The organism is Shouchella lonarensis (assembly GCF_900096965.1).
Lineage (GTDB): Bacteria > Bacillota > Bacilli > Bacillales > Bacillaceae_D > Shouchella > Shouchella lonarensis.
Map to the genome: position 1 here is coordinate 275,345 of NZ_FMYM01000002.1, position 19,866 is coordinate 295,210.

The following is a 19,866-nucleotide window of genomic DNA, read 5'->3' on the forward strand; positions in this document are numbered from 1 at the left end:
AATAATTCATTGATACAAATAAGAAAACCAGTAGCGGCACGCTACTGGTTTTTTTTCCTTAAAAAAGGCTTGTTGAATGTCCTGGGAACACGCGCGCTTTTGGGTCAATAAATACTTTGGCGTTATTCACAGCAGTCGGTGCCTCACCAAATCCCGTTGCAATCAACTTTACTTTGCCATCGTAAGTTGTCACATCTCCTGCTGCGTACACACCTGGAATGTTCGTTTCCATTTTGGAGTTGACGACAATCGCATTTTTGTGAATGTCTAAACCCCATTCTTTGATCGGTCCAAGGCTTGAAACAAAGCCGAAGTTGACGACGACTTCATCGATAGCAATCCTTTTCATTTGTTCTCCTTTCACTTCTTGGAAAGTAATTTCTTTGACGCCATGCTCATCGCCGTGCAATGCCGCTGTTTCAAATGGTGTTAAAAGGTTCACAGATGACTTTTTCAGTAGTTCGACACTGTGCTCGTGAGCGCGGAATTCATGACGGCGGTGAACAAGTGTCACTTCTTTTGCGATCGGCTCGAGCATGAGTGCCCAATCAACTGCAGAATCCCCGCCACCCACAACAACGACACGTTTACCAGTAAATACAGATAAATCGCGAATAAAGTAATGAATATTTTTATCTTCATAGAGATCTGCGTCGGCGACTTTTAACTTACGGGGCGCAAAAGCACCTGCCCCAGCGGTGATCAACACGGCTTTTGTTTTGTGAACCGCTTTGTTTGTTGTGAGCGTAAATGACCCATCTTCTTCACGGTGTAATTGCTGAACCGCTTCCTCAAGTGACAATGTTGGATTGAATTGCTGTGCTTGCTTTGCCAGTTGATCAACTAAGTCTTGTGCTTTCACTTTTGGAAAACCAGCGACATCATAAATATATTTATCTGGATAGAGAGCGGAAAGTTGCCCACCTAATTGCGGCATACTTTCAATAACTTGTACGTTCATTTGTCGCATTCCGGCGTAAAATGTGGCGAAAAGCCCGGCAGGACCCCCACCGATAATGGTTAAATCGAATGTTTCGTTCGTCTTGTGCAAAACCGTTGCACCTCCATTTTGAAATGAGATCCTTTCTCATTATACATGACCTGTCCAGCTTCGAAAAGGAAAGGCGATGATTTCCTTAGAAAATAAAGAAAAAGAGGTTGAATTTCATTCAAAAAACAACTATCATTAGAGTGTTGAAGATGGTGACGATTTCTTGAAGAAAAACGTGAAATAGATCACAAAGAAATTGACATGCTACCATGAACGAATGAATCTTAAAAAGATGGAAGTGATGAGCGTGAAGAAGGCAAGAATTGTTATCCTTGGAGCTGGTTATGCGGGGATGAATACGGCAGTAACTCTTTCAAAGAAACTTGGCGCGAACGATGCGTCTATTACACTCGTGAATAAACACGATTATCATTATCAAACAACGTGGCTACATGAGCCAGCAGCTGGGACGATGGATCCTGAAGCAGCACGTGTGACAATTTCAACTGTGTTAAATACGAATCGGGTTCATTTTCTTCAGGACGAAGTTGTTGAAATTAAGCGTGAAGAGAAGAAAGTTTTACTTAAAGATGGTGAAGTGTCTTATGATTACCTCGTTGTGTCACTTGGTGCGGTTTCAGAAACATTTGGCGTTCCTGGTGTGCATGAACATGCATTTACGAAATGGACATTAAATGGTGCCCGTCAAGTAAAAGGGCATATCGAAAAACAATTTGCAAGCTATCACAATGGCGAGGATCAGCACGAAGGACGGTTGACATTTGTCGTTGCAGGTGCGGGTTTTACAGGCATGGAGTTTATTGGCGAGTTGTCAGAGCGTGTACCTGAACTATGCAAAAAGTATGATGTTCCACGCGAGGCAGTCCGTCTATACGTAGTTGAGGCAGCGCCGATGGCCCTACCTGGTTTTGATCCTGAGTTGGTCGAATATGGGATGAATGTGCTTGAAAGTCGTGGTGTAGAGTTTAAAATTAATACACCAATCAAAGAAGTGACCGAGACAGGTGTCAAAATTGGTGAAGGGGAAGAAATTAAGGCAGAAACGATTGTATGGGCAACAGGCGTACGCGGGAATCCAGTCATTGAAAAGTCTGGTTTTGAAGCAAATCGTGGACGTGTCAAAGTTGAACCAGATTTACGCGCACCAGGTCATGATGATGTCTTCATTATCGGGGACTGTGCCCTGATTATTAATGAAGAAGCGAACCGTCCATACCCACCGACTGCACAAATTGCGATGCAAATGGCAAAGACATGTGCACATAATGTGATGACACTTGTTGGTGGCGGTAGCAACCTTGCAACGTTTAAACCGGATATTAAAGGAACCGTTGCTTCTCTTGGTGGAAAAGAAGCGATCGGTGTGGTCGGCTCGAAGAAATTGTATGGTGGCACAGCGAGTTTCATGAAAAAAATGATTGATAATCGGGCATTGCTGATGCTGGGTGGCCCTTTGCTCGCGCTAAAAAAAGGGAAATTCCCGTTGTAATAAGTAACGATGTACGAAAGCGCCTCGCCTTGACGTGCGAGGTGCTTTTTTCGTACACTAGCGATGTGGAGGGATGATAGATGGAGCAGGTACATATTTTGCAGTTGCTTGTATCGGTGCTATTGTTTTTTATTTTGTTTGCTGGTATTGGTTTTTTGTTAAACATGATTTTACGTTTGACTTGGATTATGGCATTTTTGTATCCAATTGTGATTTTATTGATTGTGAATAAATCTCCCTATATGTTGTATGTAAAAGAGCCTGGGAACGCGTTTTCACAACTTTTCTCTAGTTTTGCATCACTACATGTAGCTGATATTATTGTGTTAATAAGTGGTTTGTTTGGTACCATTGCAGCTGGAATCATTATGAAGCTGTTACGTAAGGCAGGATACCAAATGTTTTAATGAGTGAGACCTGCATAAACACTTCCTTACAGGAAAGGATGTAAGGAAGGAGTGTGAGCCTAATGAGAAAATGGTTGTTACGTTTGTTTATGTGTGCGTTATGTTTATCTGCGTTGTTGTCAACCATTTACGTATTTACGAATTTGACCTTGGGTCACTTTTAAATGCAAGTGGAAATGCCCTTTCTCTTATGATGATTGTGCGTAAGAGAAAGGGCATTTTTTTAATATCTAAACAACCATGTTGAATACAATTGCAATGAGGATCCCAAGTAATGCGCCGAAAAAGACTTCAATCGGTTGATGTCCAAGTAGTTCCTTCAGCTTTTGCTCATTTTCCTTTTTCTGCCATGTTTTAACTTCTTCTACAAGCTTGTTAAAGTCTTTTAGTAACTGATTCAAAACTGTTGCGTGATAACCAGCGTGGCGCCTGACACCCGTTGCATCAAACATGACAATGATCCCTAATACGGCGGAAACAGCAAACAACGAAGAATCAAGCCCTTGCTCGAGTGCAATGCTTGTCGAAAGCGCTGTAACCGCTGCTGAATGTGAACTAGGCATGCCGCCAGTACTTGTAAATAAGGACCAATCGACTTTTTGTGTCGCAAAAAAAGTGAGCGGTATTTTTAGGAATTGGGCGATAAGCATGGCGAGAAAAGCAGATAAAAGGGGAAAGTTGTACAAAATATCCATAAAAAGATGCTCCTTTCTATGTTGCAAATCATTATGTAACGTTTATGTTTTCCAACAAATACTAGTATACCATATACGATGAAACAATTTTACGAAACTGGTCGCTGTTTTTCGCGCTGTTTTTGCTTGGGATATGCTATACTTTAAAGCATAAGATGCAAAGAGGAGATGAGACATTTGTTTGAAATGAAGCAACAATGGGATGCAACAACTGTTCAAGATGCCTTTTTACTTGGTGTCACGTCAAATCAACTTACGAGCTTATTTCGAAAAGTAGATGGATGTTTATCAGGTCAGTTACAAGAGCTAGCGACGCAAATGGCACAAACAAAGAAAATTGGCGACTTCATTAGTGTACCCACACTTGGAAAAACACAAACAAAATGGCTTTATCTTATTTATTTAGGGGAAAATTATAACGGCGACCAACATGATTTGCGTTTACATATTGGTAAAATAGGCCAAGCATTGCAACAAAATCAATTAGAAACGGTGGGTGTTGATGTGGACTCATTTTTGGGGTCTGCACCAGTAGATGATGTGCTTTTTTGTATTGGGGAAGCACTGTCGTTAAGCCAATATGAAAAGCACCACTATAAGGAAGCTGAAGAGGGTGCACAAACAAAAATAGTTTCTGTCGCGCTATATGGAGAATCACTTGAAAAAAACGGTGTATTTTTTGCGGAACGTGGTTATACATATGGTCAAGGAACAAATATGGCCCGGCATTTGGTGAATACACCAGCAAATAAAATGACACCAACCGATTTAGAAGATGTCGCTGTTGACTTGGCAATGAAGCATGCGTTTGAGTATGAAGTATTAGACGAGGAAGAAATGCATCGTCTCGGGATGGGGGCACTTCTCGGCGTGGCGCAAGGGAGTTCCCAACCGGCTAAACTCATCGTCCTCCGCTACGAAGGAAACCCGAAAGACGATTGTGTCACTGCCTTTGTCGGAAAAGGGTTAACGTTTGACTCGGGTGGTTACTCGTTGAAGCCGTCTGCTGGCATGCACGAAATGAAAGGCGATATGGGCGGCGCTGCGGCAGTACTCGGGGCAATGGACATTATAGGTGCAGAAAAGCCAGCGGCGAATGTTCTTGCTGTAATCCCGTCTAGTGAAAACTTAATTAATGGTGAAGCCATGAAGCCAGGAGATGTATTACATTCTTTAAGTGGGAAAACCATTGAAGTACGTAATACCGATGCCGAAGGGCGGTTAATTTTAGCAGATGCCTTGACGTATGCAAAACAACTAGGTGCAACACGATTAATAGATGTCGCAACGTTAACAGGTGCTTGTATCGTTGCGCTAGGTCATGAAACGACGGGCGCCGTCACAAATGATGAAGACTTTATGTGCAAGCTCTGTCAAGCAGGCGCGGAAATGGGCGAGCCAATTTGGCAATTCCCAAGTGGTAAGGCGTATGAAAAGCTATTAAAGACAAGCGATGTGGCGGATTTAAACAATGCCCCTGGGCGTCCAGCTGGTAGCATTACTGCAGGCCTTTTCTTAGGTGCATTCGTTGAAGAAACCCCTTGGGTACATCTTGATATTGCTGGTACATCTTGGTTAGAAAAAGGCACACCACTTGGTCCTGCCGGTGCGACCGGTGTGATGGCGCGAACACTTGCACATCATATAATTCGTGCAAACAAGTAAACGTTAGAGAGGAAAAAGACAGATGGACATTGCTTATGTAGAAATTACATGTGTGCGAGAACTTTACGCATTAAAACGGCGGTCACAAGTATTCATTAACAATTGTTTTATGGGTGTATTGAAAAGAAGGCAAAAAATGGTCATTGAAGTGCCAGCAGGTACGCATACGCTCATCGCAATGAATAAAGGAGTGACCACTGCGCCGTTACAGTTGTCTGTCCAACCAGGAGACACCCTTTCATATGAATTGAGAGGACGTCGTGATCATTCATTAACGTTTACAAAAAAGTAAATGAGGCGCCATGTCGTTGCATAGATATGATGCGGTTGCATGAAAAAAGCCTGTTCATCGATCGATGAACAGGCTTTTTTTCTTATTTTACGGCTTCTTTTAGTTGTTTTCCGGCTTTAAAAGCTGGCGTTTGTGTCGCAGCAATCTCGATTTCTTCACCGGTTTGTGGGTTCCGTCCTTTTCGCGCAGCACGCTCACGTACTTCAAAGTTGCCAAACCCAATGAGTTGAACAGTCTCGCCTTTGCTTAGCGCTTCTGTAATTAAATCACACATGGTGTTAACAGCAATTCCAGCATCTTTTTTTGATAGTTGTGCTCGTTCTGCGAGGGCATGTACCAATTCTGTTTTGTTCATTTAACATTCACTCCTTTATCGTTAAAACGTGATCATTTCTGCTACCATCGTACCCATTTATGCGCATTGTATACATCTTCTAAGCAATTTTTTTCCTCAGCTGATAAAAGGTTGCATTAAGTTTTGCACCAATAATTAAGATCATACCAGTAAAATAGAACCAAAGCATGAGAACGATGACACCAGCAATGGGTCCATATGTGTTTTCGTAATGAGCAAAGTGACTAAGGTAAAGAGAAAAAAGAAAGGAGATGAGCTGCCAGCTGGCAGTTGCAAATAAAGCACCCGCTAGTCCATCATACCAACGCAATGGTTGATTTGGTGCAATTTTGTATAGGACGCTTAAAACAACACATATGATAAGTGTAGTTACAACCCATCGTAAAGAGCTTAATAAATCGCCAACTGTTTTCGATAAATGGAGGTGGTCTTCTAAAAACAACAAAATCACATTTCCGAAAACCGGCAAGGCAAGAGCGAGCACAATTAACAAAATCATGCCAATCGTTAAAATGATGGCGATGATACGTAAATGAAGGAAGTGACGCGTTTCTTCGATTTTGTATGCGTGATTGACGGAACGGATGAAAGCGTTAATGGCATTAGAAGCAGACCAAAGTGTACCAATGATACCAATCGAAAATAGTCCTGTTTTTGGATCACCAATCGTGTTTAAAACAATTTTTCCAAACATATCTCCTAATTCACCTGGGACATAGGAAGTAATAAATTGATGTACGTCATATGTATTGACACGAAAAAATGATACACTAGCTAACACACAAACCATGAGCGGGAAAATCGCCAAAATAAAATAAAAGGCAAGTGTGGCGGCAGCGTCAAAAATGTAACTGTCTTTTAGATTGTGAAACCATTTTCGAAAAAAAGAGTGAAGATTCACTGTGGGTGCCCCCCTAATTTTAATTCAGATCGGGATTGTAGACTTTTTGTTTCGACAAAATGATCCGTCATCGTTTATAATAAAAGCATGAACAAAAGAGGAGTGAGTTTAATATGCCATCAGTAGAAAGTTTTGAGCTTGATCATACGATTGTAAAAGCACCGTATGTCCGTCATTGTGGGACGCATCATGTTGGAACAGATGGGGAAGTGAATAAGTTTGACATCCGTTTTTGTCAGCCCAATAAAGATAGATTGGATCCGGATGTGATTCATACATTGGAGCATCTACTTGCGCTCAATATTCGTCGTTTTGCGGATGAATATGCACATTTTGACATTATTGATGTGTCACCAATGGGATGCCAAACAGGTTATTATTTAATCGTAAGTGGTAAACCAACAGTCGACGAAGTGATCACGCTGTTAGAGAAAACATTCGTATATTCGTTAACGGAAACGTCAATTCCTGCCGCCACCGAAAAAGAATGTGGTCAGGCGAAGTTGCACAACTTAGCTGGGACGAAAGAACAAATGAACAAATGGTTAGCACAAGATAAGAAGTCACTCGCCCAAGTTTTTTAATGACCGATTATAAAAAAATCGAGCCCTGACAGAGGTGGCTCGATTTTTTATAGCCATGTGTTTATTGGTGAAATATTCGCTTTTAATAAATGCTTGAAGTGATGCAAAGCATGATCGCTATCTTCTTCGGAAAAACAAGCAATGGCATCGCGTGGAATAATGAGCTCGTACTCAAGTGTGTATGCGTCATTTGCAGTAAATAACACGCACATATTGCCAACAATGCCTGTTAAAATGAGTGTATCCACTTTCAAGTGTTCAAGCAACAAGTGAAGCGGTGTGGCAAAGAAACCGGAGAATTTTGGTTTCATAACGGATAGGTCATCCGCACAAGGCATTAAAATTTTTGCAAGAGGTGACCCGATCGCATCGGCGTCAATGACATTGTGCACGAGCGTTGTAAATTCCGCTTGCCAGCGTTCGTAATGATCATTGACGTAAATCACGGGTCGCCCGCGTTTTTTCATGTGGTTTTTAAGCAAAGCAATTTGATATGCGGCTTTTTCAGCAAACGGATAAAGTTGCTCTGCATGGTGAAAGGAAAAGGGGTTAATCATATCAATAATAAGTAGTGCATCATTTGAGCGATTGATCGTCATGATTCATCTCTCTTTCTCTGTCGTTTCCAGGAGTAGGAATATGTTATGATTAGGATGACCAAAGCGCCTCGGCTCATACAATGAAGATAGGACGAATTGTGCATGGTTAGTGAGCAACGGCTTAGTCCGTACAAAGGAGTATAAAGACTGATGTTGAAACATTTTACAATGACTACGTGGCCATCTGGGATTTCTGAAGTTTTACAAGCGCAAGGGGTGACAGACCCAACCCCAATTCAAGCAAAAATGATTCCAGAGGCGTTAGCAAAAAAGAACATTTTGGCGCGTTCACAAACAGGAACAGGCAAAACACTTGCCTATGTGTTACCGATTTTGGCACATATACAAATTGATAAAAAAGCAGTTCAAGCGATTGTGATTGCACCGTCACAAGAATTGGCTCTCCAAATCATGGAAGTGGTACGCACGTTGACACAAAATGGTCCGATTACTTCAGCAGCATTTATCGGTGGTACAAATATCAATCGTCAAGTCGACAAATTAAAAAAACAAAAACCTCATATTGTTATTGGCACACCTGGACGTGTATTAGAGCTAATCGAAATGAAAAAATTGAAATTAACCGATGTGGCGATGGTTGCGCTTGACGAGGTTGATCGGATGGTTGATGAAGCGGTGTCGTGGCGCACGGTTGAGATGCTTGGAAAAAGGATTGGTCGTACGGCGCAATTTTTATGTGTATCGGCGACAGTGCAAGCAGATGTGGCGAAGCAGCTTTTAGCTTGGTTACCTGAAGTTCATGAGATCAAAGTGGACGGTGGTTTGCTGCCAGATACTTTGGCGCACATCGTGATCCAAACGACTGCGAGAGAACGCATTGATGTTACCCGTAAAGTGATTCATGCCGAATCAATTAAAAAAGGGCTTGTGTTTGTCAACCAAATTGATCAACTAAATGAAGTCACAGCAAAATTACGTTATCATGGTATTTCGGCAGTTGCGCTTTCTTCTGAAGGAGATAAACATGAACGTAGCAAAGCGATTCGTGCATTTGAACAAGGAGAAGCAGCCATACTTGTGGCAACAGATGTCGCAGCTCGCGGTTTAGATATTGCTCATATTACACACATCATCCAAGTGTATGCACCGAACACGGTTGAAAGTTACATTCACCGCGCTGGTCGAACGGGTCGTTTTAATGCACCAGGAAAAGTCATTACCCTTCTTGAAGCGCGTGAGGCTTATAAAGTTCAGAAGTATGAAGCAACGCTAGGCACAATTTTTAGTGAAGGGACGTTACGTCATGGGCAATTGAAGATAAGCAAGTGATATGCTTGCTGACAACCTGCGACAATCCCTTTGCGCAATTTCTTTAGATATGATAAAATTAAAAGGTTAAAACATATTTAGGAGTTGTGATGTATGTCTAATTACGCAGAAGGTACGATTGTTGAAGGAAAGGTAACGGGTATTAAACCATTCGGTGCATTTGTTGCAATTGATAACGAGAAGCAAGGATTGGTGCACATTTCTGAGGTTGCTCATGGTTATGTGAAAGACATTAACGAAGTATTGAGTGTAGGCGATGAAGTGAAAGTAAAAGTGATGTCAGTGAATGAAGAATCAGGAAAGATTTCCCTTTCTATTCGCGCGACACAAGAAGCCCCTGCACGTGCGAATAAGCCGCGTCCAACCAGTGGAGGACGTCGCATGCAAGTCACGCAAACGAAACAACAAGGGTTTAATACGTTAGAAGATAAACTCAAAGACTGGTTAAAACAGTCAAACGAAATTCAAGCTGACTTAAATAAACGTGCAAAGAAATAAGCAGAAAAGCAGCTAGAGCTTCTAGCTGCTTTTTGCTTAACGTTGTGGTTCAGTCGTATGATCCTCGTCGAAGGCTACTTGAGGTCTCATCAAGATAGAAATGGCGTATAATCCTGACAAACCGACAAGTGCATAAATGAGGCGAGAGAAGACGGCTGCTTGTCCGCCAAATAAGAAGGCAACAAGGTCAAAGCGGAAGAAGCCGATTAATCCCCAGTTGAGGGCACCAATAATGATTAGAACAAGCGCTGTTTTTTGAAACCCATTCACGTGATTCACCTCCGCTAAAAACGTGTTAGACACACAAAAAATAATGTGCTTACTAATATCTTTACGTTTTTGCGGATAGATTATGCAAGTGTTTTGATGGAAGTAGCATATTTTGCAACGTCGGGCAAAACAAGGTAACATAAATATAGTCCGGTTAAAACAAGGAGGAATATTCCTACATGGACGCTTTTACATTTTATAATCCAACAAAACTCATTTTCGGTGAAGGAAAGACAACGACGTTAGTTGAGGAAATGGTTGTATATGACAGGAATGTGTTGCTTGTATATGGTGGTGGGAGCATTAAGCATAATGGCCTTTATGACACCGTCCTCGAGCAACTGTCTCATGCAGGTTGTCATGTCACAGAACTAGCGGGAGTTGAACCGAATCCACGGTTAACAACGGTAGAAAAAGGCATTGCCCTTTGTCGTGAAAAGAATATTGGTTTTATTTTAGCTGTCGGTGGTGGTAGTGTCATTGATGCGACAAAAGCCATTGCAGTTGGCGCAAGACATGATGGTGACATTTGGGATGTGATTACAAAAGTGGAGACCCCTCGTGATGCATTACCGTTTGGAACAATTTTAACCATTGCAGCGACGGGATCAGAAATGAACTCGGGATCGGTGATCACAGATTGGGAAAGAAACGAAAAAATTGGATGGGGCAGCATTTTTAGCTTTCCGAACTTCTCGATTTTAGATCCTGTGAATACACTGTCTGTACCGCGTGAGCAAACGGTATACGGAATTGTAGATATCATGAGTCACGTATTGGAAGCCTACTTCCACCCTGCTGAAAATACACCATTGCAAGATCGTTTTTGTGAGTCAATTTTGCAAACTGTATTGGAAACAGCACCCGCGTTGTTAAATGATCTAAATGACGTCTCTTTACGGGAAACAATGATGTACTGTGGAACGATGGCATTGAATGGTATGACGCAAATGGGGGCAAAAGGCGATTGGGGCACACACATATTGGAGCATGCGGTGTCAGCTGTATCAGATATTCCCCATGCAGGTGGATTGGCCATTTTGTTCCCGAATTGGTTACGTGAAAGTGTTGATGTAAATCCAACTCGTGGCGCACAATTAGCAACGCGCGTATTTGGGATTGATGCGAATGGTAAAGAAGCGCGCGATGTGGCGTTAGAAGGAATTGACCAGTTAGCTTCTTTTTGGCGTGAATTAGGTGCACCAACGCGTTTGGCTGATTATCGCATTAGTGAAGACCAACTTGAGGAGATCACCGATATTGCTTGTGGGAATGGCATTTTTGGTCATTACTACAGACTAGATAGAGCGGATGTGCTGCGGATTTTGCACGCATCTTTGTAAATGAATGTCGTGGGGAGGAGAATTGAATATGGGTGTAAAAAAGCGTGTGGGGATCATTTTTGGCGGAAAATCGGCTGAGCACCAAGTTTCATTACAATCGGCGAAAAATATTATTGATGCGCTTGATCGTGAACGCTATGAGCCCGTCTTAATTGGGATTGATCAAGACGGAAAATGGCATGTAAGTGATGAGGATCACTTTTTAATGAATGCTGATGATCCGGCGACGATTGCACTTGCACCGTCAGGGCAAGGCGTAGCGATGATCCCAGGGGCCGAGAAAACGGCGCTTGTGTCTTCATCCTATCGCGCATTGACCGATGTCGATGTTGTGTTTCCGATTGTCCATGGGACACTTGGTGAAGACGGATCGCTACAAGGGATGCTCCGTTTAGCAAATATCCCTTTTGTCGGTTCAGATGTACTTGGATCTGCCGTGAGCATGGATAAAGATGTTGCCAAGCGACTGTTGCGTGAGGCAGGTTTACAGGTCGCTTGTGGTCAGGCATATACGCGTGCAAAGCGAAGGAGCATAGATGTGGATGAGCTCGTTGAGACGTTTGGCTTACCTTTATTTGTAAAGCCAGCGAATCAAGGTTCTTCTGTTGGTGTGAGCAAAGTAATGACCAAAGCTGATTTGGACAAAGCCATTGATGATGCCTTTTTATATGATCACAAAGTGGTCGTTGAGGCAGCTGTGATCGGTCGCGAAATTGAATGTGCCGTTTTAGGGAATGATGAGCCTAGAGCAAGTATTTGTGGCGAAGTCCTTCCACGAGATGGTTTTTACTCATATGATGCCAAATATATTGACGACGATGGCGCCATGCTTGCAATTCCGGCCAACCTTGCTGAAGGTGTAGAAAAACGGATTCAGGAAGTCGCCATTCAGGCGTATGGAACACTTGGTTGTGCTGGTCTCGCTCGTGTCGACGTCTTTTTAACAGCGGAAAATGAAATTGTGGTGAATGAAATTAATACATTGCCAGGTTTCACGAAGATCAGTATGTACCCAAAATTATGGGAAGAGACCGGGATGTCTTATCAAACATTGATTACAACATTGGTCGAATTAGCGATGGAGCGCCATGCTCAAAACAATTCATTGCAGCATTCACGTGTTTAGCAGGAAAGAACGACGAGGCAGTGTATGAACGATGAAAGGATTGAATTAACGTCATGACAGTCATTCACTTTGATTACAGCAAAGCAAAACCTTTTTTAGGAATACATGAAATAGATATGTTACAAGCACAAGTAGATGTAGCTCACGAAGCGTTACATAAAAAAACAGGAGCAGGGAATGATTTCCTAGGTTGGGTTGACTTGCCGATCGCGTACGATCAAGAGGAATTTGCGCGAATTGAAAAAGCAGCAACAAGGATTCAACACGATTCCGACGTATTATTAGTCATAGGCATTGGCGGCTCTTACCTTGGCGCAAAAGCGGCGTTAGAGGCACTCAATCATTCGTTTTTCAATCAATTGCCACGTGAAGAACGGAAAGCGCCGCAAGTCTTTTTTGTTGGACAGACGATGAGTTCAACGTATGTGCATGACTTATTGGATGTGCTCAGTGATAAAGATTTCTCAATTAATGTCATTTCAAAATCTGGGACGACGACAGAACCGGCGATTGCGTTTCGTATGTTCCGATCTCTTTTAGAGAAAAAGTACGGAAAAGAAGGTGCCCGTACGCGGATTTATGCGACAACAGATAAAGCGAAAGGTGCTTTAAAAACATTGGCAACAGAGGAAGGCTACGAAACATTTGTCATTCCTGATGATGTCGGCGGACGCTTCTCTGTTTTAACGGCGGTTGGGTTGCTTCCAATTGCGGTCAGTGGTTTAAATATCAGCGAAATGATGAAAGGGGCTGCCGCGGCTCGAACAGACTGTGCGGTACCGTCACTATCATCAAATCCTGCGTATCAATATGCCGCAGTGCGAAATGCATTATACAATAAAGGGAAAACAATTGAGTTAATGGTCACGTATGAGCCGCATTTGAATGATTTGGCAGAGTGGTGGAAACAGCTATTTGGTGAAAGCGAAGGCAAAGATCAAAAGGGCATTTTCCCGGCGTCAGTTCATTTCTCACGGGATTTACACTCTTTAGGACAATATGTCCAAGACGGACGACGTGATTTGTTTGAGACGATTGTGCATGTCACCTCTTCAAATAAGCGTGTCCCAATTATGGAAGCTGAAAACGATTTGGACGGCCTAAACTACCTGGCGGGCAAGACACTTGATTTTGTTAATGAGCAAGCGTTGCAAGGCACGCTGCTTGCGCATACGGATGGTGGTGTGCCAAACTTAATGATTACAATGCCTACTTTAGATGAGTACCATTTCGGTTATTTAATTTATTTCTTTGAAAAAGCTGTTGCGATGAGTGGGTACTTGCTCGGTGTTAACCCGTTTGATCAGCCAGGCGTAGAGGCATATAAGAAGAACATGTTTGCGCTGCTTGGCAAACCTGGTTTTGAAGCGGAGAAAGAAGCATTGACTGCACGATTAAATGATTGAATAAGTTTTCTATCCGGTTACAAACTAAAGTGACGTTACGTTACTTTAAAGTTGTTCTCACGTATGTGAGACAGACTGAATAGAGGATGATAAGTAGATGATTACCATTGATTCTAAAATTGAAGGTCATGAGTTGCAGTTACAAGAGCTCGAACGTTTACTTTCGCCATTAGGTTACTCACTTGGAGGGAACTGGGATTATGATCATGGATGTTATGATTATAAAGTTTCTGATGAGGACGGCTATACGTTTTTGCGCATCCCTTTTTCTGCCGTCAACGGCGAAATTGGTGACAGAAATGCAGTTGTCAAAATAGGGAAACCGTATTTGCTCCATCACGTGTATCAAGCAGGGAACGATGAACAAGCAGATGGCGGGGTTGTCCCAGCAACGATGGCAGGTGCCTTCAATCAATTCCAAGCACCGGTCGACCGCGATGCCGATGTTGATCCAAAGTATGCACAGGTGACGCAAAACTTGGTTGCTGAGCTTGAACAAACACTGCTAGCATAAGCAGTGTTTGTTTTTACATCACCAGAGACGTTTCAAAAGGGGGAGAAGCGATGTTGGCTTCGTTAATGGTTGCGTGCGCCGTTTTCTTTGGCTGGATTTTATTAGACTTCACAAAGACAAAACAGTTTACAAGAGAAATCGTTTTACATGCATTCATTATTGCTGTCATAAGTGGTATTGTGTGGTATGTACTAGATATTGTTCTATCATTTTTTAAATAACGTAGGAGCATTTTTATTGACGAATGATTTCAATAGCGATATACTTATTGTGTCTCTACTGGATGTGGGGTATAAAAGTATACGGGGCCTTAGCTCAGCTGGGAGAGCGCCACGCTGGCAGCGTGGAGGTCAGGGGTTCGATCCCCCTAGGCTCCATATTGGGAAACCCTTGTGTGACGGGGGTGAGATCAGCGGAAAACAAAAGAGCAAACACCATCTGAAAGATCGGTTGAAGCACTCCAATCAGAGTTAGAACACTTACGTATTATTGAGGGGGCACCACTATTACAAACATTATACCACACACTTGATAGCGTTTGCGAAAAATAGTTTCATTGTGCTATACTGAACAGGCAATAACATACGGGTCTTTAAGGGTGGCGGCACTTCCCATAGAAGGGAGGTGTTGCGGATGACGACATTTCAAGTGCTGATGCTTATGATTGCATTTGCAGGTTTGATGGTGTCGGTTACATCACGAGACAACAAATAAACCGCCCTTAGAGCGTGCCAGCTTGTTAGGGGCGGTTTTTACCTTACTAGAGTTAGGCTGTCCCTCTTAAAGGGAGCCCAGTTATTGCAGACCATGGGTGTTACCAGCACCTGTGGTCATTTTTAGTTTATGCATCTCTTGAGTTCAGTATACATGCAGCGTGTGGGATACGTCAACCGTATTTTTGATGTGCAAAAATACGGTTCTGGGTCCAAATGTTGAATCTGAGTCTATGTTTGAAGCGAAAGATAATGATCAAATGAAGTTGCAAACGTCGTTAAAAATTATAGCGTTGAGTAATCCACAGTGGAGGGCACTATTTGGATAGATACAATATTTTGCTCTAAAATGTCTTTAAAGTAAAGAAACAGCAATAAAAATGTAAAAATGGCGCATGACATGGGGGTGCTTTTTTCTTTCGTATTTTCCCAACGTGGCATGTTTTATTTCTTATGAATGTATCTCTATTTACTCACAATTAAGACATATAAACCGACAAAAAAATTTAAATTTAGACATGATCCTTGTGGTCTTATGATCGACCTTTCCCAATCATTGAATCTCTTAAGTTGTGATATATTGAAGTCTATCACATTAAAAATGGGATGGTGAAAATGTACTTCTTTAGGCGTATCCTTTAGAAAAAGGGATCATGTATGTTTTCATTGAATTCCAATAAAAAGAGGAGTGAGGTTTTTTGTTTAATAAAAAGAGAATGTCAGTGTCGTTTTTGTCTACGGTGTTATTTGTCAGTGGTGCTACGACGATTGCTTCTGCGGAAACATTGGAGAATGAGAAGGAAAGGTATTTAATTGGCTTTCAAAGTCAACAAGTGTTAGAGTCGTACTTAGATTCGTCTCAAAGTATGAGTACATCGGTGTCTGATGAATTGTTTAACTTTTCTGTGGAACACACATATAAAGAGATCGAAGCGGTGTCAGCAAATTTAACGATGGAAGAAGCAGCGCGTTTGGAGGAAGCACATGGTGTTGCTTATGTGGAAAAAGATGAGGTCATAACCATTTCGAGTCAGACTGTCCCGGATAATATCGAACAAGTGAAAGCACCGGTTGCCCATCAACGTGGTTTAACAGGTGCAGGTGTAAAGGTGGCTGTGCTCGATACAGGGATTGCCCCACATCCGGATTTACACATTGCTGGTGGTGTGAGTTTTGTTTCTGGAGAAGATTATGAAGATGAAAATGGGCATGGCACCCATGTGGCTGGAACGATTGCTGCACTTGACAACGGCATAGGTGTCGTCGGTGTGGCGCCAGAAGCTGATTTGTATGCAGTGAATGTACTTGGCAAAGAAGGTGCAGCATTGACAAGTGTTGTGATCGAAGGGATTGAATGGGCAATAGAAAATGACATGGATGTTGTTAATTTAAGTCTTGGTGGCGGTGCACCTTCTCAAGCACTGGAAGAAACAGTTGATGCAGCAAGAGAAAAAGGGATTCTCGTGGTTGCGGCTAGTGGAAATGCAGGGACATCGTCCATTGATTATCCTGCTCGATACGAGTCAGTAATTGCTGTCGGGAGTGTTGACAGTGACAATAAAAGAGACGCTACTTCCCAATACGGTGATGGTTTAAGTCTTGTTGCGCCGGGTGTTGATGTCTTGAGTACATTTTTAGACGGGGAGTATGTAGAGGCTTCGGGTACATCAATGGCTACACCAGCTGTGGCTGGGGCAGCAGCGCTTTTGAAAGAACAATACCCTCACTGGACGGCCAATGAAATTGAGCAACGTCTCTTAGCGGAAACAACAGCAATTGGGCCAACGTTTGAATATGGGCAAGGCTTGTTAAATCTTGACTTGGCAACGAAATAATGAAAGAAAAAGAACTGGACCTTTGTCGTTACAACCTAATTGTAGCGGCAAAGGTCCTCTTATGCATGAAGGCAAATTAATCAATTTTTTTGCAAAAAGACAGAATGCGTGTAATACGCCGGGGCATGATTGCTGCTTGGACATATGATGTAGGGAGCTGTCGGTTGGGACAGCAATATGGATAAAGGGGGCGTCTATCTTGAAAAATTGTCGTAAGTGCAAGAAGTTCCAAAAGCAGGAGCAGTGCTTTGACCAAGTGCAATACTTTGAGCGGAGTGCAACAAATGGATGTGGATTATTAACTGGTCGGTGTCCAGAAGTCAATGTGATTGTCAATGGCAATGGTAATGGCAATGGCAATGGCAATGGCAATGGCAATGGATTATTAAATTTCTTGTAGTTGTTTGAATGTGATACAACGTATTGTGTAATGATGATCGTGCTTGCCTTTGCATGCCTTATGCAGAGGCATTTTTTTGTGTTTGTTTTCTGAAACAACAAATCTGACACAGACTAATCATGTATCTAAATTTTCAGACCTAATATAGAGGAATTTATTTCTTTGTGTCGAAGAGTAGAAAGGAGCGTAAAAATAAGCAAAGGGGCGATGAGGTGATGGTCATCATCGAAAAAATGGTAATCAATATCTTTGTAATGTTAGTCCCAATACTTTTATACATTTTGCGATCAAATGGAGGGTTCAAGGAAAAGAAGTCCTTCGTCATGGTGATTTCTATGAGTGTTGCTGCCTACCTTTGTTTTCGAGCATCAATTCAGGATGTATTGTCTTTTTTAGCAGTATGTAGTTTACCGATTTTGCTGGCATTTTTTTATGGAGGAAGGTGGGCCGGTTGGATTGTTGGCATGGTTTCAACAGTGACATGTCTATTTTCATATGGGATCGGTTGTTGGTCCATGTTCACACAAACTTTGTTTGTTTGTTTTCTTTGTACAACGGTCATTTCTCGTTTTGAGCAGTTACAATCAAAATGGTTAAGAGTTCGATTTGCTTTTTTTATTGCCTTTGCTGCACTCGTAAGTCAAATTGCAATCATGTTTTTTTCGATGACCGCAGGTGGAGAACAAGTGCAATTAGATGGAAAAGTCCTATCAGAGGTGTTGCTCATGTTGGCCGTGACCAGTGGCATTGCGTTTTTGTTAATATTATTGTATGAATCCATGCGACAAAGGGAGCAATTGGTTGCACATATACTTGATGTTGAGAGATGTTTGACATTAGGAGAGTTGGCGTCTTCCATTGCACATGAGATTCGCAACCCACTGACAGTTGTGAAGGGGTGTTTAGAGCTGTTAGATGAAAAGAGAAAAAGAAGTGAGTATCATGATGTAATTGTAAATGAAATTACACGTGCAGAAGAAATTATAGGGGATTACGTTAGTGTTGCCAGCCCTACAATTGAACCACGAGGAGCGGTACTGGTAGATGAAAATGTCCGTAGTGTTGTGTCTTTGTTTGAAGCGTATGCACGCAGAAGAGGGTTAAGTCTTACTTACCAATGTGAACATGGGTTATATGTTGAAGCAGTCGGTGCAAAGTTAAAGCTCGCTTTGGCAAGTGTAATTAAAAATGCCATTGAGGCGACAGAATCTGGTGGGGTTGTCACAATTACAACGTATTTAAAAGAAAATAAACAGGTTGTGTATGAAATTAAAGACAATGGCGTGGGCATGACGGCACAGCAACTTGACAAGATCGGTACAACTTATTTTACAACAAAAGAATCTGGAACGGGGTTTGGGACGATGATTTCAATTAAGCTGATTCAAGAGATGGGGGGACAAGTGACATACGAAAGTCATTATGCAGAAGGAACAAAAGTACATATTGTGTTTCCTTTACTTAAAAAGGGTGAAGTGTCTCAACAACGTGAAGAAGAATAATAAAGGTGAAAAAAGGAATTTTTACGGCGAATATATATGTCTTCGTTGCAAGTTTGATCAGCTTTATAGGGCTAAGCGTTTGTTCTCATTTCACAAACAATTTCATTTGCACATATGAAAAGGTTTACAAAGTAACAGCTTTCTTTTACAATGCATAGAAGCAGGAATGCCGACGTTTGAAGTATTTTGTCAGCAAGAATGACGCAGCAACAAAAAAGATGTTGTGAAAGCGTCACCTGAAAAGGAAAGGAGTTTTAAAATGCAAGCATTGTTAGGAGAGCTCATGGGTACGATGGTGTTAATCATCTTTGGCGCAGGTGTTGTTGCTGGTCATGTGCTGAAAAAAACGAAGTCTGAAAATGCTGGTTGGCTGTCAATTACAGTTGGCTGGGGATTTGCGGTAACAATGGGGGTGTATGTGGCTGGAACAGCGAGTGACGCGCATCTAAATCCGGCTGTTTCGTTAGCGCTTGCAACGATTGGTGAGTTTGCATGGGCGGATGTGCCGTTTTATGTGATCGGTCAATTACTTGGTGCATTTATTGGCGCAGCGATTGTTTTTGTACACTATTATCCACATTGGGAGAAGACAGAAGATACAGGGGCTAAATTGGCTGTTTTTTCAACTGGCCCAGCAATTCGCCATTATCCATCAAATTTTATAAGCGAATTCATTGGTACAGCTGTGTTGTTATTTGGTTTACTAGCAATTGGTGCGAATCAGTTTGCAGAAGGGCTCAATCCGTTAGTCGTTGGTGTGCTAATTGTAGCCATCGGTCTGTCTTTAGGTGGGACAACCGGTTATGCTATTAACCCCGCGCGTGATTTTGGACCACGGCTGGCGCACGCGATATTGCCAATTAAAGGAAAAGGTACGTCTGACTTTCGTTATGCATTGGTGCCAATTTTAGGACCAATTGCAGGTGGGATTGTTGGTGCACTTGTGTTTGTCTGGTTGTTAAAATAGAAA

Annotated in this window: 23 protein-coding genes and 1 tRNA gene; 18 read left to right on the top strand and 6 right to left on the bottom strand. The window is 42.2% G+C overall.

The annotated features are described in order from the left end of the window. Positions 1-58: 58 nt before the first annotated feature. Entirely contained in the window at positions 59-1,051 is a 993-nt protein-coding gene (locus BLT29_RS02985) for an NAD(P)/FAD-dependent oxidoreductase (protein WP_090774828.1), read from the bottom strand. Positions 1,052-1,292: 241 nt separating this feature from the next. Here BLT29_RS02985 and BLT29_RS02990 point away from each other — a divergent pair, with 241 nt between their 5' ends. Together BLT29_RS02990 and BLT29_RS02995 are read left to right on the top strand one after the other, a co-directional pair. Then, the gene (locus BLT29_RS02990; protein ID WP_245701019.1) at positions 1,293-2,501 is read left to right on the top strand and encodes an NAD(P)/FAD-dependent oxidoreductase; all 1,209 of its coding nucleotides are present in this window, start codon (positions 1,293-1,295) and stop codon (positions 2,499-2,501) included. An 80-nt stretch (positions 2,502-2,581) separates the two neighbouring features. Then, a complete protein-coding gene (locus tag BLT29_RS02995; RefSeq protein ID WP_090774829.1) occupies positions 2,582-2,908 on the top strand; it encodes a YuiB family protein in 327 nt (108 codons plus the stop codon). 230 nt (positions 2,909-3,138) lie between these two features. Here BLT29_RS02995 and BLT29_RS03000 read toward each other — a convergent pair whose 3' ends face one another. Beyond that, positions 3,139-3,603, bottom strand: coding sequence for a divergent PAP2 family protein (locus BLT29_RS03000; RefSeq protein ID WP_090774830.1), 465 nt, complete (start codon positions 3,601-3,603; stop codon positions 3,139-3,141). A gap of 177 nt (positions 3,604-3,780) precedes the next feature. Here BLT29_RS03000 and BLT29_RS03005 point away from each other — a divergent pair, with 177 nt between their 5' ends. Together BLT29_RS03005 and BLT29_RS03010 are read left to right on the top strand one after the other, a co-directional pair. Continuing rightward, complete coding sequence (locus BLT29_RS03005) at positions 3,781-5,268, top strand: leucyl aminopeptidase (RefSeq protein WP_281241395.1); 1,488 nt, start codon at positions 3,781-3,783, stop codon at positions 5,266-5,268. A 22-nt stretch (positions 5,269-5,290) separates the two neighbouring features. Further along, positions 5,291-5,560 carry a hypothetical protein gene (locus BLT29_RS03010; protein ID WP_090774831.1) on the top strand — a complete coding sequence of 90 codons (270 nt, stop codon included), beginning with the start codon at positions 5,291-5,293 and terminating at the stop codon, positions 5,558-5,560. Between the two features lie 82 nt (positions 5,561-5,642). Here BLT29_RS03010 and BLT29_RS03015 read toward each other — a convergent pair whose 3' ends face one another. Then, entirely contained in the window at positions 5,643-5,915 is a 273-nt protein-coding gene (locus BLT29_RS03015; protein ID WP_090774832.1) for an HU family DNA-binding protein, read from the bottom strand. Between the two features lie 79 nt (positions 5,916-5,994). Beyond that, positions 5,995-6,816 (bottom strand): YihY/virulence factor BrkB family protein, encoded by an 822-nt coding sequence (locus BLT29_RS03020; RefSeq protein WP_090774833.1) that lies wholly within the window; start codon positions 6,814-6,816, stop codon positions 5,995-5,997. Positions 6,817-6,929: 113 nt separating this feature from the next. Between BLT29_RS03020 and BLT29_RS03025 the strand changes: the two genes are divergently transcribed. After that, positions 6,930-7,400 (top strand): S-ribosylhomocysteine lyase, encoded by a 471-nt coding sequence (locus BLT29_RS03025; RefSeq protein ID WP_090774834.1) that lies wholly within the window; start codon positions 6,930-6,932, stop codon positions 7,398-7,400. Positions 7,401-7,447: 47 nt separating this feature from the next. Here the strand turns inward: BLT29_RS03025 and BLT29_RS03030 are convergent, their stop codons facing one another. Further along, a complete protein-coding gene (locus BLT29_RS03030; RefSeq protein WP_090774835.1) occupies positions 7,448-7,999 on the bottom strand; it encodes a cysteine hydrolase family protein in 552 nt (183 codons plus the stop codon). 150 nt (positions 8,000-8,149) lie between these two features. Here BLT29_RS03030 and BLT29_RS03035 point away from each other — a divergent pair, with 150 nt between their 5' ends. Together BLT29_RS03035 and yugI are read left to right on the top strand one after the other, a co-directional pair. Continuing rightward, a complete protein-coding gene (locus BLT29_RS03035; protein ID WP_090774836.1) occupies positions 8,150-9,289 on the top strand; it encodes a DEAD/DEAH box helicase in 1,140 nt (379 codons plus the stop codon). A gap of 93 nt (positions 9,290-9,382) precedes the next feature. Then, a complete protein-coding gene (gene yugI / locus BLT29_RS03040) occupies positions 9,383-9,787 on the top strand; it encodes a S1 domain-containing post-transcriptional regulator GSP13 (protein WP_090774837.1) in 405 nt (134 codons plus the stop codon). 36 nt (positions 9,788-9,823) lie between these two features. Here yugI and BLT29_RS03045 read toward each other — a convergent pair whose 3' ends face one another. After that, positions 9,824-10,057: a DUF378 domain-containing protein gene (locus BLT29_RS03045; protein WP_090774838.1), complete on the bottom strand. Its 234-nt coding sequence runs from the start codon at positions 10,055-10,057 to the stop codon at positions 9,824-9,826. Positions 10,058-10,236: 179 nt separating this feature from the next. Between BLT29_RS03045 and BLT29_RS03050 the strand changes: the two genes are divergently transcribed. The 11 genes from BLT29_RS03050 (at position 10,237) to BLT29_RS03090 (ending at position 19,863) form a co-directional block, all read left to right on the top strand. Then, entirely contained in the window at positions 10,237-11,400 is a 1,164-nt protein-coding gene (locus tag BLT29_RS03050) for an iron-containing alcohol dehydrogenase (protein WP_090774839.1), read from the top strand. A 28-nt stretch (positions 11,401-11,428) separates the two neighbouring features. Further along, positions 11,429-12,526, top strand: coding sequence for a D-alanine--D-alanine ligase (ddlA, locus tag BLT29_RS03055; RefSeq protein ID WP_090774840.1), 1,098 nt, complete (start codon positions 11,429-11,431; stop codon positions 12,524-12,526). A 53-nt stretch (positions 12,527-12,579) separates the two neighbouring features. Further along, positions 12,580-13,932 carry a glucose-6-phosphate isomerase gene (locus BLT29_RS03060; protein WP_090774841.1) on the top strand — a complete coding sequence of 451 codons (1,353 nt, stop codon included), beginning with the start codon at positions 12,580-12,582 and terminating at the stop codon, positions 13,930-13,932. 97 nt (positions 13,933-14,029) lie between these two features. After that, positions 14,030-14,446 (top strand): YugN-like family protein, encoded by a 417-nt coding sequence (locus tag BLT29_RS03065; protein ID WP_090774842.1) that lies wholly within the window; start codon positions 14,030-14,032, stop codon positions 14,444-14,446. A gap of 50 nt (positions 14,447-14,496) precedes the next feature. Then, positions 14,497-14,667: a hypothetical protein gene (locus tag BLT29_RS13255; RefSeq protein ID WP_176763772.1), complete on the top strand. Its 171-nt coding sequence runs from the start codon at positions 14,497-14,499 to the stop codon at positions 14,665-14,667. Positions 14,668-14,750: 83 nt separating this feature from the next. After that, a tRNA-Ala gene (locus tag BLT29_RS03070) sits at positions 14,751-14,823 on the top strand. Between the two features lie 256 nt (positions 14,824-15,079). Next, positions 15,080-15,160, top strand: a complete 81-nt coding sequence (locus tag BLT29_RS13995) for a putative holin-like toxin (RefSeq protein WP_367576276.1) — start codon at positions 15,080-15,082, stop codon at positions 15,158-15,160. A 697-nt stretch (positions 15,161-15,857) separates the two neighbouring features. Further along, positions 15,858-16,994, top strand: coding sequence for a S8 family peptidase (locus tag BLT29_RS03075; protein ID WP_090774843.1), 1,137 nt, complete (start codon positions 15,858-15,860; stop codon positions 16,992-16,994). A 199-nt stretch (positions 16,995-17,193) separates the two neighbouring features. Beyond that, positions 17,194-17,394, top strand: coding sequence for a hypothetical protein (locus BLT29_RS03080; RefSeq protein WP_090774844.1), 201 nt, complete (start codon positions 17,194-17,196; stop codon positions 17,392-17,394). A gap of 323 nt (positions 17,395-17,717) precedes the next feature. Continuing rightward, entirely contained in the window at positions 17,718-18,896 is a 1,179-nt protein-coding gene (locus BLT29_RS03085; protein WP_176763773.1) for an ATP-binding protein, read from the top strand. Between the two features lie 259 nt (positions 18,897-19,155). Next, positions 19,156-19,863: an MIP/aquaporin family protein gene (locus BLT29_RS03090; protein ID WP_090774846.1), complete on the top strand. Its 708-nt coding sequence runs from the start codon at positions 19,156-19,158 to the stop codon at positions 19,861-19,863. Positions 19,864-19,866: the final 3 nt, after the last annotated feature.